The sequence below is a fragment of the Paraburkholderia sp. BR10937 genome (assembly GCF_040965695.1).
In the GTDB taxonomy this organism is placed as follows: Bacteria; Pseudomonadota; Gammaproteobacteria; order Burkholderiales; family Burkholderiaceae; genus Paraburkholderia.
In genome coordinates, this window is the sequence record NZ_JBFRCL010000005.1 from 165,002 (window position 1) to 180,991 (window position 15,990).

Sequence of the window (15,990 nt, forward strand, 5' to 3'; positions counted from 1 at the left end):
ATCACAGAGCGCGCCCGGGCCGCGTTGCAGCATGATCGCGTTTACGCCGACAATGACGCCTGTTCGGCGCGCCCAGCCGCGCCGCTTTTCCCTTCCACGCCAGGCCCATACCGCTTCATGAACGACCGCGTCGTCGCCGCATTCGACTTTGATGGCACCATCACCACGTCCGACAGCTTTCGCGCGTTCATGCTCGACGCCGCCGGCCCCGCCCGCTTCACCGCTGCCGCGCTGCGCTGCCTGCCCTGGCTCATCGGCGTGCCGCTCGGCTGGTCGCCGCGCGGGCCGACCAAGGCGCGTTTCCTGTACGCCGCGATGGGCGGCGTGCGGCGCGAAGCGCTCGAAGCCGCTGCGCAGCGCTTCGTCGAGCGCCGTCTCCCCGCGCTGCTGCGCCCCGAGATGCTCGCGCGCGTGGCCGAACACCAGGCGCTCGGGCATGAGGTCGTGCTCGTGAGCGCGTCGCCGTCGATCTATCTGCGCATATGGGCCAGGACGGTCGGCATCGGCACCGTGCTTGCGAGCGAGCTCGAATGGCGCGATGGCCTATACGCGGGCCATCTGGCGGGCAACAACTGCTGGGGGCCGGAGAAGGTCGCGCGGCTGCGCGCGTGGTGGGGGGCGAACGCGCCCGCCACCCTCTACGCGTACGGCGACAGCCGCGGCGACAAGGAAATGGCCGAGCTGGCGCAGTACGCATGGATACGCGGCGAGTCGGCGCTGCCGCCGCTCGCGGCGGCGGGCGGCTTCGGCGCGGCGTGAATGATGCGACGCGCTGCAGCGGCGCAAGATCGACGCTAACCTACGGCAACTAACCAGACCCAAGAGAGGAGACAGCCCCGATGAACGGACAATGGACCCAGGTGAAGTCGCACGACGGCGGTGAATTCCGCGCCTACACGGCGCTGCCGCCCGAGGGCAGCGGCCCTGGCCTCGTGCTGCTGCAGGAGATCTTCGGCGTGAACGGCTACATGCGCGCGCTCGCCGACCGCTATGCCGAGGAAGGCTACGTCGTGATGGTGCCGGACCTGTTCTGGCGTCTGGAGCCGAACGTCGATCTCGGCTACGAAGGCGCCGACGCGCAGAAGGCGTTCTCGCTCTACGAGCGCTTCGACGTCGACCTCGCGATGCAGGACGTGGCGCAAACGCTCGGCGCGCTGCGCGCGCATGCGCAGCACCGCGGCAAGGTCGGCGTGGTGGGATTCTGCCTGGGCGGCAAGCTCGCGTACCTGAGCGCGACGCGCACCGATGTCGATTGCGCAATCGGCTATTACGCCGTGGGCCTCGAAAACGATCTGGACGAAGCCTCGCGCATCACGTACCCCCTGATGCTGCACTTCGGCGCCGACGACGCCCACTGCGACGCCGCCACACGCGAGCGCATCTGTCAGGCGCTGGCTGGCAAGCCCGGCGTCGAGCTATATACGTACCCGGGCTGTGGCCACGCGTTCGCTTCGTCTTCGCGCTCGACGTACGACAAGCCCGCCACGATGATGGCCTACTCGCGCACGCTCGCCATGCTGCGCCGGGTGCTCGGCCCGATCTACGACTTCAACGCGCTGTGGGAAGAGCACTGCTACCACGAGTTCGTCGCGCGCAACCCGAGCGACGTGATGCCGACCATGGTCGCGCAGCCCTACGTCAACCACATTCCGACGATGACGGGCGGCGTGGGCCACGACGAGCTCAAGCGCTTCTACACGCACCACTTCGTGCATTCGAACCCGGAGGACACGCGCCTGATCCCGATCTCGCGCACGATCGGCTCGGACCGCGTGGTGGACGAGTTCATCTTCTGCTGCACGCACGACCGCGAGATCGACTGGCTGCTGCCGGGCCTCGCGCCCACGGGCAAATATTTCGAAGTGCCGATGCTCGCCGTGATCTGCTTTCGCGGCAACAAGCTCTATAACGAGCACATCTACTGGGATCAGGCTTCGGTGCTCGCGCAGATCGGCGCGATCGATCCCACCGGCCTGCCGATCGCGGGCGCGCAGAGCGCGAAGAAGCTGCTCGACGAAACGCTGCCCTCGAACACGCTCATGGCGCGCGCCTGGAGCGAGAGCGAAGGCAAGCCGTTCTGACGCGTACCTTTCGCGCGCGCCCGATCAGTTGAACGGATTGTCGACGACGCCGGGCTTCTGGTCCGGCTCGTCGGCGACCTTCGCGGGCAGGTGCGGGTCTGCCTGCAGTGTCTTCACGACGTCGTCGAGCGCCGCCTTCAGCGCCAGCGCGGCGGCGAGCCCGCGCTTGTCGCGCGTGAGTTCGAGCGTGCCGGCGAGCGTCACGCGCGTCGTGCCGTTCGTGAGCGTGAGCGCGTCGCCTTGCACGTTGAGCACGTCGTTGTCGTTTGCGTATGCGTCGAACACTTGGTGATCCTCCTGATGCGTAACGGGGGCGCGCCTACCAGCCCCATTTTCTCACGGCAAAGCCGCGGCCATTGAACGAGACCTTTTCCTTCGCCGCGACATTCGCCGGAATGCCCGGAAACGCAATGCCGCTCTGCGCTTCGAGATCGCGCACCGAGCGCACGTCGTAACGATCGACAGCCGTATTGTCCGCGACGATCGCGAACGCGAGCTGCTGCGAAGGCACGTACACGACCTTGAAGATCTGCGTCGGCACGAGCACGCGCGTCGCGCCGATCGTCTGGAGCTGTGCGCCCGTGAAGAGCGGGCCGGTCACGACATAGGCTTCGCCATATTTCGACGCGAGCTTGCGCACGGCGGATTCGATATGGGCCCAGAGGCGTTGGTTGTTGTCGCGATTCTGCGGAACGATATTGGCGAGTGAAAACGATTCCGCCATGGCCTGTGCGTTCCAGCGGTTGCCCGCAGGGCTCATGTGGCCGCGGTCGAAGCCGCTGCGCTTGTAGTCGGCGAGCGTCGCGCCTTCGCCTTCGGGCAGGCGGTCGTCTTCGAAGAAGCGGTTGGTGCGCGTCATGTCCTTCGCGGCTTCGAGGTGGTCGCGCGTGAGATGCTCGGCCGACCACAGCGGCCCGTGCGTGACGCCCGAATGCAGCACGACGAAATCCGAATAGCAGAGCATGCGCGTTTTCGGCGCCATGCGCTGATTCGTGAGCGTCGGGAACTGGCCGTCGGGCACGAATTGCGAGCAGGCCGGTGCGGCGATTGCATGGCTCGCGGCGGCGAGCAGCAGGGAGGCAACAAGCGAGGCAAACAGCTTCTTCATCGAAAGGACAGGCTGGACTGGGGTGGGATCAAGCGGGCTGAAAGTATAGCGGGCGCATGACGCGCGTGGAGGCGGGAGAAAAAATGCAGGCGCAAAAAAACGCGCGCCCGCTCAAGGGCGGGCGCAAGCGAGAGGTGACGCACAAACAGATGCAATGAGCGCGGCAGCCTTGCGTTGCTGCGCGAGGAGCGAGGCGGCAAACGATGCCGCCTGCATTCAATCGATCAGATCATCAACAACGACTCAGCCTGCAAAAAGCGAATGCTCGGCGCGGACCATCTGGCGGTCCACCGCCTGGAGGCGCCATTGGCCCTCCATCGGCGAGTGCGAGGTTTCGCACGACCATGTCGCGTCGCCGTGTGCTGAACTGATTTCCTGGCGGCGGTTCACATGCAGGCCGCGCAGCGTGCACAGCGGCTCGTTTTCGAGCGGTGCGCACAGCGACGTGACACCATTCACGTCGCGCAATTCACCCCATTCTGGCAGGTCGATCCCTTCGTGAGACTCGCGGGACCAGCGTTGCTGGTCGGTGTCGAGCCAGAGCACTGCATAGTCGTGATTGACGGTCGGATCGGAACCGTTGATCAGGATCGTAAGTCGCATGGCATCTCCGCAAAATTGATCGGGCGCGTCGGCAATTTCAAAGTCTAGGACGACTCCGCTCGCGCGCAAAGTGAAGAGTGCAGGACAGATCGTCGCGCGCAGGGCGCGTGCCTGCACCCGCCCCGTTTATGCGCATTTCGGCCCGCGTAAACCCGGCTACGCTATCGCCGGGATTGAAATTCACAATTGGGAACGCAAACGCCACAACCTAGATTGATAGTGCGGCGGAGTCGCCCACGCATGCTGCATTGCACGAAGCGAATTGCGTCGCGTCCCCACATTTCAGGTCGAACGATGGAGGCACAGATGGCACAGCTAAAGGGCTCGAAGACGGAACAGAACCTCAAGGATGCATTTGCCGGCGAATCACAGGCCAACCGCCGTTATCTGTATTTCGCAGCCAAGGCCGACGTAGAAGGACAAAACGATGTCGCGGCGCTGTTTCGCTCGACCGCCGAAGGCGAAACCGGCCACGCGCACGGCCACCTCGAATATCTGGAAGCGGTAGGCGACCCGGCAACCGGGCTGCCGTTCGGCACCTCGCGTCTGAATCTGCAGGCGGCCATTGCGGGCGAAACGCACGAATACACCGACATGTACCCCGGCATGGCCAAGGTCGCGCGCGACGAAGGCTTCGACGAAATCGCGAACTGGTTCGAGACGCTCGCCAAGGCGGAGCGCAGCCACGCCAACCGCTATACGAAGGCGCTGGACGTGCTGGCGGACTGAGGCGGATCGGGCATCGCCGCGTGCCTGACGGCACGCACCCATGACGCGCGCGCTTGTTGTTTCGCGTGCCGGGCAAGGACCGGCGCGCGTTCGCGCGCGCCCACCTGGCCGCGTATTTGGCTGATAAATAAAAGAAGGAGACGTCATGCCCCACAAGGAAGGCAGTCTCGAAGCGCCGACCCGCCATCCGCTCGACTGGCGCTCCGACGCTTTTTACGACCAGGCCCAGCTCGATACGGAACTCGCGCGCGTGTTCGATATCTGTGCGGGCTGCCGTCGCTGCGTGTCGCTCTGCGGTGCGTTTCCCACGCTGTTCGATCTCGTCGATGAAACCGATAGCGGCGAAGCGCACGACGTCGACAAGGCGTCGTTCGACAAGGTCGTCGACCAGTGTTACTTGTGCGATCTCTGCTACATGACGAAGTGCCCCTACGTTCCGCCGCATCCGTGGAATGTGGACTTTCCGCATCTCATGCTGCGCGCCAAGGCCGTTCACTATCGCAAGGGCGAAGTGAAGCTGCGCGACCGCGTGCTCTCGAATACCGACGCGCTCGGCCAGATCGCCGGTATTCCCGTCGTGACGCAAACGGTCAACGCCATCAACCACACGAAGGCGATGCGCGGCGCGATGGAAGAGATGCTGGGCGTCGATCGCAAGGCGTGGCTGCCCGACTTCGCTACACACAAGTTTCGTAACGTTGCTAAACGCGCGGGCTCGAGCGACGTGCGCGACGGCGAGCGCACGCCGGGCAAGGTCGCCATTTACGCGACGTGTTACGTGAACTTCAACGAGCCCGGCATCGGCCACGATCTGCTCGCGGTGCTCGACCACAACGAGATTCCCTACGAGCTAGTGAAGAGCGAATGGTGCTGCGGCATGCCGCTGCTGGAGCAGGGCAATCTGGAGGGCGTGGCGCACAAGCAGGCGCAGAACATGCCGATGCTCGCGCGTTACGCGCGCGAAGGTTATGCGCTGATCGGCGCGGTGCCGAGTTGCGTCCTCATGTACAAGCATGAGCTGCCGCTGATGTTTCCCGACGATGCCAACACGAAAGCCGTGAGCGACGCGTTCTGGGACCCGTTCGAGTATCTCGTGGCGCGTCATCGCGACGGCCTGCTCAAGACCGATTTCCGTGCGCCGCTTGGCAACGTGTCGTATCACGTGCCGTGTCATGCGCGCGTGCAGAACATCGGCCGCAAGACGTTCGATCTGCTTTCGCTCGTGCCCGAAACAAAAGTGACCGTGGTCGAGCGCTGTTCGGGCCACGCGGGCACGTTCGGCGTGAAGAAGGAATTCCACGCCATGTCGATGAAGATCGGCACGCCCGTGTTCAAGCAGATGGGGCAGGCCGAACCGAATTTCATCTCATCCGATTGCCAGCTTGCGGGGCATCACATTGCGCAGGGCATCGAAGAGAACCAGCTAGGCGAGCCGCCGCTCGCTCACCCCATTACCTTGCTGCGCCGCGCCTACGGCATCTAGGCCCCGACGCCAACCCGCAACATTCACGAGGCACGACTCATGACGATCGCGAGAAATTCGCTGTTGACGCTGGAAGCCTACGCCAGGGTGCGGGGCGACATGCGCAAACGCATCATCGAGCACAAAAAGCAGCGCGTGGTATCGCTCGGCAATCACCTCACGTTCCTGTTCGAGGACGAGACGACGATCCGCTACCAGATTCAGGAGATGCTGCACATCGAAAAGATCTTCGACGAAGACGGCATTCAGGGCGAACTCGCAGCCTATCTGCCGCTCGTGCCCGACGGCGGCAACCTGAAGGCGACCATGCAGCTCGAATACGAGAATGAAGTCGAGCGGCGCGCGGCGCTGGCGCGGCTGATCGGCATCGAAGACAAGGTGTTCGTCCAGGTGGATGGCGAGCCGCCCGTCTACGCGATTGCCGACGAGGACCTTGAACGCGAGAACGCCGAAAAGACTTCGGCGGTGCATTTCGTTCGCTTCGAACTCACGCCGCAGATGAAAACGCGCTTGCGCGAAGGCGCCGCGCTCACGATAGGCTGCGATCATCCGAATTACCGCGTGCCGACCCAGACCATCGACGGCGAGGTGCGTGCCTCGTTGCTCAAGGATCTCGCCTGAGGCGCTTCAGACGCCCCATCAAACGTCCTTGCGGTACATGACGAAGCCAGGCTTCACGGCCACGCCGTCGTAAAGCCGCATGGCCGTGTGATTCGTCTCGTGCGTGTGCCAGTACACGCGCGCCGAATTCGACGCCTTCGCGTGCGCATACACGGCCTCGATCAGCGCGCGGCCCACGCCCTGGCCGCGCGCGTCTTCCACGGTGAAGAGATCCTGCAAATAGCAGATCGGCCCTTCCAGAATCGTGTTGCGGTGATAGATGAAGTGCACGAGGCCGAGCACGCGTTCGCCGCGCACGGCGATGAACGCGTGCATGGGCTCGTAGCCGTCGAAGAAGCGCGACCAGGTCGTGCGCGTGATGCGCTCCGGCAGCGCGGTGGCGTCGAAGCGGCCGTAAAAGCGGTTGTAGCCGTCCCAGAGCGGCAGCCATGCAGCGAAATCGTCGGGTGCGACGGCGCGGACTTGAAGCGTCGTGTCGGTCATATCTTCTCCTTGTTGGCAGGGCTTCCCAGACTCCCAAGCGTAAGCGACTTGTGGCACCATTGTTAGTCCCACCGAAACCAAAAACAATGGAGCCACGAGTTTGGACTACGCGTTGATGATGACGGTCTATGCGAAGCGCGCCGTGCGCAAGCTCACGCAGCAGGACCTGCTTTACGAGAGCCTGCGCCGCGCGATTCTCGACGGCGACATTGGCCGCGGCACGCGCCTCGCGTCGAGTCGCGCGCTCGCGGAGCAACTCGGCATCGCGCGCAATTCGGTGCTCTATGCCTACGAGCGGCTCGTGGAAGAGGGCTTCGTCAGCGCGACGCGCCACGGGTCGATCGTCAACGCGGTCAGCGCCGGTGCCGCGGCCACGCCGGCCCAGACCGCGCAGCGCGAAGATCCCATGCCTGCGCTTGCGCGCCGCGTGCGCGAGCTGCCGCAGCGCCGCGCGGGCCGTGACGGTGCGAAGGCGCTGCGCCCGGGCGTGCCCGCGCTCGACGCGTTTCCCTACGCGCAATGGCGCACGGCGGTCGAACGCGCACTGCGCGAGCTGCGCGCGCACGATCTCGGCTATGGCGACAGCGCAGGCATGCCCGCGCTGCGTCAGGCCATTGCGCAATACGTGCGCGTGTCGCGCGGCGTGCGCTGCCAGCCCGACCAGGTGTTCGTCACGGACGGCACGCAGTCGAGCCTCGACCTGTGCGCGCGTCTCTTCGCGGACGAGGGCGAGCGAGCGTGGATCGAAAATCCGGGCTACCTCGGCGCGCGCGTGGCGTTCACGGCCGCAGGACTGCAACTCGTGCCGATGAGCGTGGATGCGGCGGGCATGGCGGCGCGCCCCGAGGACTGGCGCGAGCGGCCGCCGCGACTCGTTTATCTCACGCCGTCGCACCAGTATCCGCTGGGCTGTGTGCTGAGCCTCGAGCGGCGGCTCGCGCTGATCGAGCAGGCGCGCGCGTGCGGCGCGTGGATCGTCGAGGACGACTACGACAGCGAGCTGCGCCACGACGGGCCGCCGCTGCCGTCGATCCAGGGCCTCGCCGACGACGCGCCCGTGATCTATCTCGGCACCTTCAGCAAGACGCTGTTTCCGGCGCTGCGCATCGGCTTCATGATCGTGCCGCAGCGTGTGGCGGCGCCGTTCGCGCAGGCGCATCACACGCTCGTGCGCCAGGGGCGCGTGGCGGAACAGGTGGCGCTGGCGGAATTCATCGAAAGCGGGCGCTACGCGCGCCATTTGCGGCGCATGCGCAAGCTCTACGAGGAGCGCCGCGACGGCCTGGTCGCCGCCATCGACAAACATCTGGCCGGCATGATGACGGTGTCGGCAGATGCGGGCGGCATGCATTTGAGCGTACGCCTCGACGCGCCGCTCTCCGACGCCGAGGTGAGCGAAGCCGCGCGTGCACACGGCTTGCATCTGTCGCCATTGAGCGCGTATTGCGTCGATGCACCCGACGCCACGCGCTACAACGGCTTCCTGCTCGGCTATGCGGAAACGCCGCCGCAGCTTGCCGACACGCTCATGCAGACGCTCGCGCGCATCATGCGCGAACGTCTGCCGGCGGCTGCATCGCTTACTGATGGCCCGCAATCACATGCGGCAGATAGGGCGCTTCGAGCGTCTTGATCTCTTCTTCGGAAAGCTCGAGCGAGAGCGCCGCGACGGCGTCTTCGAGATGCTGCGGTTTCGACGCGCCGATGATCGGCGACGTGATGGCGGGCTTGTGCAGCAGCCACGCGAGCGCGACCTGCGCACGCGAGACGTCGTGCGCCCGCGCGATGGTGGCGACCGCATCGATGATGGCTTTATCTGCATCGGCGCCGTAGAGCGTCTTGCCGAACTTGTCGGTGGCCTCGCGCTCGCTCGATTCGTTCCAGTCGCGCGTGAGGCGTCCACGCGCGAGCGGGCTCCACGGCATCACGGCAATGCCCTGATCGGTGCACAGCGGCAGCATTTCGCGCTCTTCCTCGCGATAGAGCAAGTTCACGTGGTCCTGCATGCTGATGAACTCGGTCCAGCCGTTCAGGCGCGAGGTGTAGAGCGCCTTGCTGAACTGCCACGCGTGCATGGACGAAGCGCCGATATAGCGCGCCTTGCCGGCCTTCACGACATCGTGCAGCGCTTCGAGCGTTTCTTCGATGGGCGTGTTGTAGTCCCAGCGATGGATCTGATAGAGATCGACGTAATCGGTGCCAAGGCGCTTGAGGCTATGGTCGATTTCCGTGAGGATGGCCTTGCGCGACAGACCCTGGCCGTTCGGGCCGGGCCGCATGCGGTTGTAGACCTTCGTGGCGAGTACGATGTCGTCGCGCTTGACGAAGTCGCGCAGCGCGCGCCCGACGATTTCTTCCGAGGTGCCGTCCGAGTAGGTGTTCGCGGTGTCGAAGAAGTTGATGCCGGCGTCGAGCGCCTGGCGGATGAGCGGGCGGCTGGCGTCCTCGCCGAGCGTCCACGGGTGCGTGCCGCGCTCGGCCACGCCGTAGGTCATGCAACCGAGACAAAGACGCGAAACCTGCAGCCCTGTCGAGCCGAACCTGACGTAATCCATTGCTGTTGCTCCTGGCGAAAAGGCGATTCAAGCAGAGGAAGTGCGTGCGCCGCGCGACGGCGGCGGACTTTCGCAAGGGTATAACAGGCCGGCAGAACGTGCAGGACGTGCCGCGTCAGAACATTTCCATCACACGGTGGTAGAGCATGCCGATTTCGAGCGCGGCTTGCCGCCACGCGGGGCCACCGGGGAAACGCGCGTGCCGCAGCCGCGCGAACAGATCGAACGAAGCGCGCTCGCCGACGATGGCCTGCGCAACGAGCCGCCCCGCGATGCCCGTGAGCGCGACACCGTGCCCCGAAAAGCCTTGCACATAGTAATAATTCGGGTCGATTGCGCCGAAGTCGGGCGCGCGGTTGCGCGTGACATCGACGAAGCCGCCCCACGCGTATTCCACGCGCGCGCCGGTAAGCTGCGGGAAGGTATCGCTCATGCGCGTCTGCATGGCTGCTGTCAGGCGCTCGGGCGCGGCGCCAGTCGAATCGGCGCGGCCGCCGAACAGCATGCGGTGGTCGGCCGAGACGCGGAAGTAGTCGAGAAAGAAGTTGTTGTCGCACACAGCGGAACGTTGCGCGATCAACGAGTCGGCCAGTTCGCGGCCTAGCGGCTCGGTCGCGATGATGTACGAGGCGATGGGCGCGATGCGCGCGGCCACGCTGCCGGGCAGCACGCCGCCCGGCGCGGCGTTGCAGCACGACACCACGAAGCGGCAGCGTACTTCGCCGTGCGCCGTTCTGACCACGGGCCGGGCGCCGCGTACGACTTCGAGCGCACGCGTATGCGCGAAGAGTTGCGCGCCTTCGCGGCGCGCGGCGGCGGCGAGGCCAAGACAGTACTTGAGCGGATGCAGATGTCCCGAGACCGGATCGTAGACGCCCGCGATATAACGCAGCGACGCTACCCGTGCGCGCGTGGCGTCGGTGTCGAGCCATTCGAGGCGATCGTAGCCCCAGCGCGTGCGCGCCGCGTCCATCCATGCGCGTAGATCGGGCACACGCTTCGTTTTCGTAGCGACGGTCAGATAGCCCGGCGTGAAATCGCAATCGATGCCATAGCGCGCAATGCGCTCGCGCACGAGGTTCACGCCCTCGATGGAGAGCGCCCACGCCGCGCGGATGCCCTGCGCGCCGAGCTGCTTTTCGAGCACTTCGTCTTTCGCGAAGCCCACGAGCGTCTGCCCGCCATTGCGGCCCGAGGCGCCCCAGCCGGGACGATGGGCGTCGAGCACCACGACCGAAAGGCCGCGTGCGCGGCACTCGAGCGCAACCGAGAGCCCGGCGAAGCCCGCGCCGATCACGCAGACGTCGGCGTCGAGCGTGCCTTCGAGCACGGGGTCGTCGGCGGCGGGGCGCGTCGCGGTGGCTTCGTAGTACGAGTGGCGGGCGAGGGCGTCCGCCTGGGCGTCGAGGTCGAGTGTCATCAAAGCAGGTCCTTCATTCGATACCACGCCATCGCGAGCACGAGGGCAGGGGTTCGCAGTGTAGCGCCGCCGGGGAAATCGCGGTGACGGATCTTGCCGAACAGGTCGAAGCGCGCGGCCTGGCCGTGGATCGCCTCGGCGATCAGCGTGCCCGCGAGTCCCGTGACGTTCACGCCGTGGCCCGAGAAGCCCTGCGCGAAATACACCGTGGGTGAGAGGCGGCCGAAGTGCGGCGCGCGATTCATCGTGATGTCCACGTAGCCGCCCCACGCGTAATCCACCTTCACGTCGGCGAGTTGCGGAAACGTCTTCAGCATGTCGCGGCGCATGGCTTCGCCCAGATTGGGCGGCGCGAAGGTGGAATAGCTCACCTTGCCGCCCCAGAGGAGGCGCGTGTCCGCGGCGGGACGGAAGTAGTCGAGCACGAAGCGGCTGTCGCATACGGCAGCCTGCGCGGGCATCAGCGCGTTCATGCGTTCGGCGCCGAGCTTTTCGGTGGCGATCACATAGGTGCCCACGGGCATGATCTTGCGCGTGAGCGCAGGTGCAAGATTGCCCAGATACGTATTGCAGGCGAGCACGACGAATTTCGCACGCACGTTGCCGCGCGCGGTTTCGACCACATGCGCGCCGTTCTCTTCGCGCAGTCGCGTGACGGGGCTGTTTTCGTACACGCGCACGCCCGCAACGACTGCCGCGCGCGCCAACCCGAGTGTGTAGTTGAGCGGATGCAGATGCCCGCTATCGGGATCGTAGAGGCCGCCCGGATAGCGCGACGAGGCTACGTAGCGGCTCACCCCGTCGCCGTCCACGTACTGGAAGCGGTCGTAGCCGAAGCGCTGCGCCGCCTCGTCGCGCCAGCGTTTGAGCGCATCGACGTCGCGTGGCTTGTTCGCGGCGGTGAAATAACCTGCCGTGAGCGCGCAGTCGATGTTGTGCTGCTTGACGCGCCGCTTCACGATGTCGAGTGTTTCCAGGCCCATGTCCCAGATCTGCCGGACCTCGGCTTCGGGCATGAACTGCGCGAACGTGTCGATATCGCAGGCGAAACCGCCAATCAACTGCCCGCCGTTGCGCCCGCTTGCGGCCCACCCCACGCGCGAGGCTTCCACGAGCGCGACGCGGTGGCCGCGTTCGGCGAGATTCAGCGCTGCCGAAACGCCTGTGAGGCCGGCGCCGACCACGCAGACATCGGCATCGAGCGCCCCTTCGAGCACGGGGTGCGCGGTGGTGTCGTTGGCGGTGGCCGCGTACCAGGACGGGGCATGAGGCTGGTTGGCGAATTTGAGCATAGGGAAAGCGAATCGGGAAACGGCGGGCGGCAGCACGAGGCCGCCGCCCGCCGCGACTTCATCAGAACGAGTAGATGAACTGCGCGCCGAGCAAGTCGTTGCTCTTGCTGTACGAGCCGTCGCTGTTCAGGAACACGCGCTGCGTGGCCCAGTCGTGGCGATATTCCACCTTCACCTGGATCTGCTGCGTCGGGAAGAACAGCAGGTCGAGCGCCACGTCCTGGCGTGTCGCGCCCTTGCACTCGAAGCCGAAGCCGCCGCCGGCCTTCGAGTTCGCCAGGCAGTCCGCACCAATGCCGAAGCCGTTGGCCGTATCCATGCCGTTCGAGTTGAGCACGATACCGCCGCCGCCGCCGCCGTTCTTGCTGTTCGCGAGCAGGTCGTAGCGTGCGGTCACGCCCATGCGGCCCACCACCGGCGCGAAGAACTTGCGGTGCGCGAGCAGCGAGAAGCCGTACCACTGCGCATTGCCGCCGTTGAATGCCGCGCGCTGCTGCTGGCCGTAATCGACTTCGGCGTTGTACTGGATGTCCGCGAGCGTGTAGCTTGCGTCCACTTCGCCGAAGAAGAAGTAGCCGCCCGAGCTCGATGCCTGGCCACCCACGCCGTACACGGCCTGACCCGTCGTCGAATCGAACGCGCTCGGCAGCGTCTGGCGGCCGATGTTGAACGAGCCGCCAATATCGAGTGCGCTGGACCACGTGTAGTCCGCACGTGCCGTAAACGTCGGGATCTTGTTGCTCGTGGTGATCGGGTCTCCCAGCGCGTTCTGGCCCGTCTGCACGACCGCGCCGTTGGTGCGGTACTGCTCGTTGGCGATCATGAACTTGAACGCCCACTGGCTGCCGCTCGGTGTGTAGTTCCAGCCGATACCCACGTAGCTGCCCGGATCGGAGAAGTCGTAGAGCAGGTTATGCGTGAGCGTGAGCATCTGGTTGGACTGCTGCACCTCGTAGCCGCCGAAACTCGGCATGAGACCGGCGACGAACGTGCCCGTGGCAGTCACCGGCACGGTAACGACTGCCGTGTTCAGGATGTTGTTGCCGATCTCGCCGTGCTCGTTCTGCAGCAGCGTGATGCCATTGCCGCGGTTCGGCATGAGCGTGATTTCGGCCGAAGGCGCCATCGGGCCCACGCCGAAGGTCTTCTTGATGTCGAGATAGACATCGCCAAACGTGCTGTTGAAGTAGTTATACGAACCCGTATGGTTCGCGAACAGGAACGACGAGGTGCCCGGTGCACGGTTGTAGATGTACGTCGGGTCGATGTAGCCGGTGATCGAAAGGCCCGCGAGCGGACCGGTGTTGGCGGCGTCGGTGAGCGAATCGACCTTGAGCTGCTGGTTCGCGATCTGCTGCTTCATCGCATCGACCTGGTCGTTGGTCAGATTTGCCTGCGCCTTGCCGTAATCGGGCGAGCTGATGTCCACGACCGGCGCGGCTGCGGTGGCCGGTACGACCGGCGCTGCGGCTGCTGTCTTCGCCGTGGTCTTCGATTGCGCCAGTTCGGTCTTGAGTGATTTCACCTCTTTTTGCAGGGCATTCAGCTGTGCCTGCAGGGCCTTGATCTGTTCGCTGGTCGAGTCCGCTAGCGCGAGCCCTGGCAGCGCCCCGGCCACCAGCAGACAGATTAACTTCTTCTTCATTGAAATTCTCCTTGTTGGTCGTTATTGCAGTCAGTTCGAATTTGGCGCGGGGCGGCGTACGCCGCCCCTTCCTGCCTGGTAACCCTCATCAGGCGGCGCGGCGACCGATCGGCGCACCGACCGCGCCAGCGGGCACGGCTGGCGTGATGGCTTCGGCGGCATCGGGCTGGACGAAGGCGAGTTGCATGTCGCGCATGCGCTTCTTCTCGCGTGCGCTCATCAGCTGGTTCACGGCGATCACGCCGATCGTCACCGCGCTGATGAAGAGCGTGGCGAGCGCGTTCATCTCCGGGTTCAGGCCGAGGCGTACGCGCGAGAACACGACGAGCGGCAGCGTGGTCGAGCCCGGTCCGGAAAGGAACGCGGACAGCACGAGATCGTCGATCGAAAGCGTGAACGAGAGGAGCCAGCCCGAGAGCAGGGCCTGCGAGATGAGCGGCAGCGTGATGACGAAGAACACCTTGAGCGGCGTGGCGCCGAGATCGAGCGCGGCTTCCTCGAGCGACTTGTTCATCTCCTTCACACGCGACTGCACGATGATCGCGACATAGGACACGCACAGCATCACGTGGCCGATCCAGATCGTCACGATGCCGCGGCCTTTCGGCCAGCCGAGCATTTGTTCGAGCGCGACGAAAAGCAACAGCAGCGAGATGCCCTGAATGACCTCGGGAATCACGAGCGGCGCGTTGATCATGCCCGTGTAGAGCGTGAAGCCGCGAAACCGCCCCATGCGCGCGAGCACGAAGCCGGCCCACGTGCCGATCACGACCGAGGCGAACGCGGTCATGAGGCCGATCTTCAGCGAAAGCCATGCGGCGCTCAGCAACTCTTCGTCCTGCAGGAGCGCCGCATACCACTTGAGCGAGAAGCCGGACCATACCGTGACCAGCTTCGACTCGTTGAACGAGTAGACGACGAGGCTGATGATCGGGATATAGAGGAACAGGAAACCGAGCGTGAGCACGCCGGTGGAGAGCGTACGGTTGGGCTTGATCATTTGCCTTCCTCCAGTTCCTTGACCTGGTAGTACTGAAAGATCGCCATCGGCACGAGCAGCAGCAGCACCATCGCCACGGTGACGGCGGACGCCATCGGCCAGTCCATGTTGTTGAAGAACTCGTCCCACATCACGCGGCCGATCATGAGCGTGTCGGCGCCGCCGAGCAGTTCGGGAATCACGTACTCGCCCACCGCCGGAATGAACACGAGCAGGCTGCCCGCGATGATTCCGTTCTTCGACAGCGGCAGGGTGATCTGCGTGAACGCCACCCAGGGCTTCGCGCCCAGGTCGTAGGCGGCTTCGAGCAGCGTGAGATCCATCTTCACGAGGTGCGCGTAGAGCGGCATCACCATGAACGGCAGGTACGAATAGACCATGCCGATATAGACGCCCGCGTCGCTGTGATAGAGCCGCAGCGGCGAATGGATCAGGCCGATGCCGATGAGCGCGTGATTGAGCAGGCCGTCGTCCTTGAGAATGCCGATCCACGCGTAGACGCGGATCAGGAACGAGGTCCAGAACGGCAGCATCACGCCCATCATGAGCAGGTTGCGTGTGGCCGGATTCGAGCGCGCGATGTAATAGGCGACCGGGTAGCCGATCAGCAGGCAAAAGATCGTCGAGACCGCCGCCATCTTCAGCGAGCTGATGTAGGTGGCGATGTAGAGGCTGTCCTGCAGCAGGAACGCGTAGTGCCCGAGCTGCAGCGCGAAGTGCACCATGCCGTCCTTCATCTCGACCAAATTCGAGTAGGGCGGAATGCCCATCACCTGGTCGGCGAAGCTGATCTTCAGCACGAGTACGAAGGGCAGCGCGAAGAACAGCGTGAGCCAGATGAACGGCACGCCGATCACGGCGGTGCGGCCCGAGGGCACGAAGCGCGAGAAGAAGCGCGCGAGCGCGCCCCGGCGAGCATCTGCGGCTGCCCGGCCTGAGCCGGGCGTGGCGGGAATAGTGGTACTCATGA

The 15,990-nt window shown here is 65.0% G+C and carries 16 protein-coding genes; 6 read left to right on the top strand and 10 right to left on the bottom strand.

Annotation, left to right across the window (positions count from 1 at the left end):
• The first annotated feature begins 117 nt into the window (after nt 1-117).
• Both AB4Y44_RS06445 and AB4Y44_RS06450 read left to right on the top strand, forming a co-directional pair.
• Nucleotides 118-759, top strand: coding sequence for an HAD family hydrolase (locus AB4Y44_RS06445; RefSeq protein WP_342919112.1), 642 nt, complete (start codon nt 118-120; stop codon nt 757-759).
• A gap of 80 nt (nt 760-839) precedes the next feature.
• Nucleotides 840-2,081 carry a dienelactone hydrolase family protein gene (locus tag AB4Y44_RS06450; RefSeq protein WP_368699010.1) on the top strand — a complete coding sequence of 414 codons (1,242 nt, stop codon included), beginning with the start codon at nt 840-842 and terminating at the stop codon, nt 2,079-2,081.
• Between the two features lie 24 nt (nt 2,082-2,105).
• Here the strand turns inward: AB4Y44_RS06450 and AB4Y44_RS06455 are convergent, their stop codons facing one another.
• The 3 genes from AB4Y44_RS06455 to AB4Y44_RS06465 all read right to left on the bottom strand — a co-directional run bounded on the left by AB4Y44_RS06455 (nt 2,106) and on the right by AB4Y44_RS06465 (nt 3,792).
• Nucleotides 2,106-2,366 (bottom strand): hypothetical protein, encoded by a 261-nt coding sequence (locus AB4Y44_RS06455; protein ID WP_254320152.1) that lies wholly within the window; start codon nt 2,364-2,366, stop codon nt 2,106-2,108.
• Between the two features lie 34 nt (nt 2,367-2,400).
• Nucleotides 2,401-3,189: a DNA/RNA non-specific endonuclease gene (locus AB4Y44_RS06460; protein ID WP_342919110.1), complete on the bottom strand. Its 789-nt coding sequence runs from the start codon at nt 3,187-3,189 to the stop codon at nt 2,401-2,403.
• 243 nt (nt 3,190-3,432) lie between these two features.
• Nucleotides 3,433-3,792: a DUF3564 domain-containing protein gene (locus AB4Y44_RS06465; protein WP_042268533.1), complete on the bottom strand. Its 360-nt coding sequence runs from the start codon at nt 3,790-3,792 to the stop codon at nt 3,433-3,435.
• A 306-nt stretch (nt 3,793-4,098) separates the two neighbouring features.
• Here AB4Y44_RS06465 and AB4Y44_RS06470 point away from each other — a divergent pair, with 306 nt between their 5' ends.
• From AB4Y44_RS06470 to AB4Y44_RS06480, 3 genes are all read left to right on the top strand, one after another.
• Nucleotides 4,099-4,521 (top strand): rubrerythrin family protein, encoded by a 423-nt coding sequence (locus AB4Y44_RS06470; protein ID WP_069261580.1) that lies wholly within the window; start codon nt 4,099-4,101, stop codon nt 4,519-4,521.
• A gap of 145 nt (nt 4,522-4,666) precedes the next feature.
• Complete coding sequence (locus AB4Y44_RS06475) at nt 4,667-6,004, top strand: heterodisulfide reductase-related iron-sulfur binding cluster (RefSeq protein WP_368699011.1); 1,338 nt, start codon at nt 4,667-4,669, stop codon at nt 6,002-6,004.
• Nucleotides 6,005-6,043: 39 nt separating this feature from the next.
• Nucleotides 6,044-6,625 carry a DUF3501 family protein gene (locus AB4Y44_RS06480; RefSeq protein ID WP_368699012.1) on the top strand — a complete coding sequence of 194 codons (582 nt, stop codon included), beginning with the start codon at nt 6,044-6,046 and terminating at the stop codon, nt 6,623-6,625.
• 18 nt (nt 6,626-6,643) lie between these two features.
• Here AB4Y44_RS06480 and AB4Y44_RS06485 read toward each other — a convergent pair whose 3' ends face one another.
• Nucleotides 6,644-7,108, bottom strand: coding sequence for an N-acetyltransferase family protein (locus AB4Y44_RS06485; protein ID WP_368699013.1), 465 nt, complete (start codon nt 7,106-7,108; stop codon nt 6,644-6,646).
• A gap of 100 nt (nt 7,109-7,208) precedes the next feature.
• Between AB4Y44_RS06485 and AB4Y44_RS06490 the strand changes: the two genes are divergently transcribed.
• Complete coding sequence (locus tag AB4Y44_RS06490) at nt 7,209-8,741, top strand: PLP-dependent aminotransferase family protein (RefSeq protein WP_368699014.1); 1,533 nt, start codon at nt 7,209-7,211, stop codon at nt 8,739-8,741.
• Here AB4Y44_RS06490 and AB4Y44_RS06495 read toward each other — a convergent pair.
• From AB4Y44_RS06495 to AB4Y44_RS06520, 6 genes are all read right to left on the bottom strand, one after another.
• Nucleotides 8,689-9,663, bottom strand: a complete 975-nt coding sequence (locus AB4Y44_RS06495) for an aldo/keto reductase (RefSeq protein ID WP_368699015.1) — start codon at nt 9,661-9,663, stop codon at nt 8,689-8,691. The two genes, AB4Y44_RS06490 and AB4Y44_RS06495, sit on opposite strands and share 53 nt — an antisense overlap.
• A 115-nt stretch (nt 9,664-9,778) precedes the next feature.
• A complete protein-coding gene (locus AB4Y44_RS06500) occupies nt 9,779-11,083 on the bottom strand; it encodes an NAD(P)/FAD-dependent oxidoreductase (protein ID WP_368699016.1) in 1,305 nt (434 codons plus the stop codon).
• Nucleotides 11,083-12,375, bottom strand: coding sequence for an FAD-binding oxidoreductase (locus AB4Y44_RS06505; RefSeq protein ID WP_342919104.1), 1,293 nt, complete (start codon nt 12,373-12,375; stop codon nt 11,083-11,085). Before AB4Y44_RS06505 ends, AB4Y44_RS06500 begins: the two co-directional genes overlap by 1 nt.
• 61 nt (nt 12,376-12,436) lie before the next feature.
• On the bottom strand, nt 12,437-14,020 hold the full coding sequence (locus tag AB4Y44_RS06510; RefSeq protein WP_342919103.1) for a DUF3138 family protein: 1,584 nt from the start codon (nt 14,018-14,020) through the stop codon (nt 12,437-12,439).
• A gap of 88 nt (nt 14,021-14,108) precedes the next feature.
• Nucleotides 14,109-15,020: an ABC transporter permease subunit gene (locus AB4Y44_RS06515; protein ID WP_342919102.1), complete on the bottom strand. Its 912-nt coding sequence runs from the start codon at nt 15,018-15,020 to the stop codon at nt 14,109-14,111.
• A complete protein-coding gene (locus AB4Y44_RS06520) occupies nt 15,017-15,988 on the bottom strand; it encodes an ABC transporter permease subunit (protein WP_368699017.1) in 972 nt (323 codons plus the stop codon). The genes AB4Y44_RS06515 and AB4Y44_RS06520 overlap by 4 nt, the downstream gene beginning before the upstream one ends.
• Between the last annotated feature and the right edge of the window lie 2 nt (nt 15,989-15,990).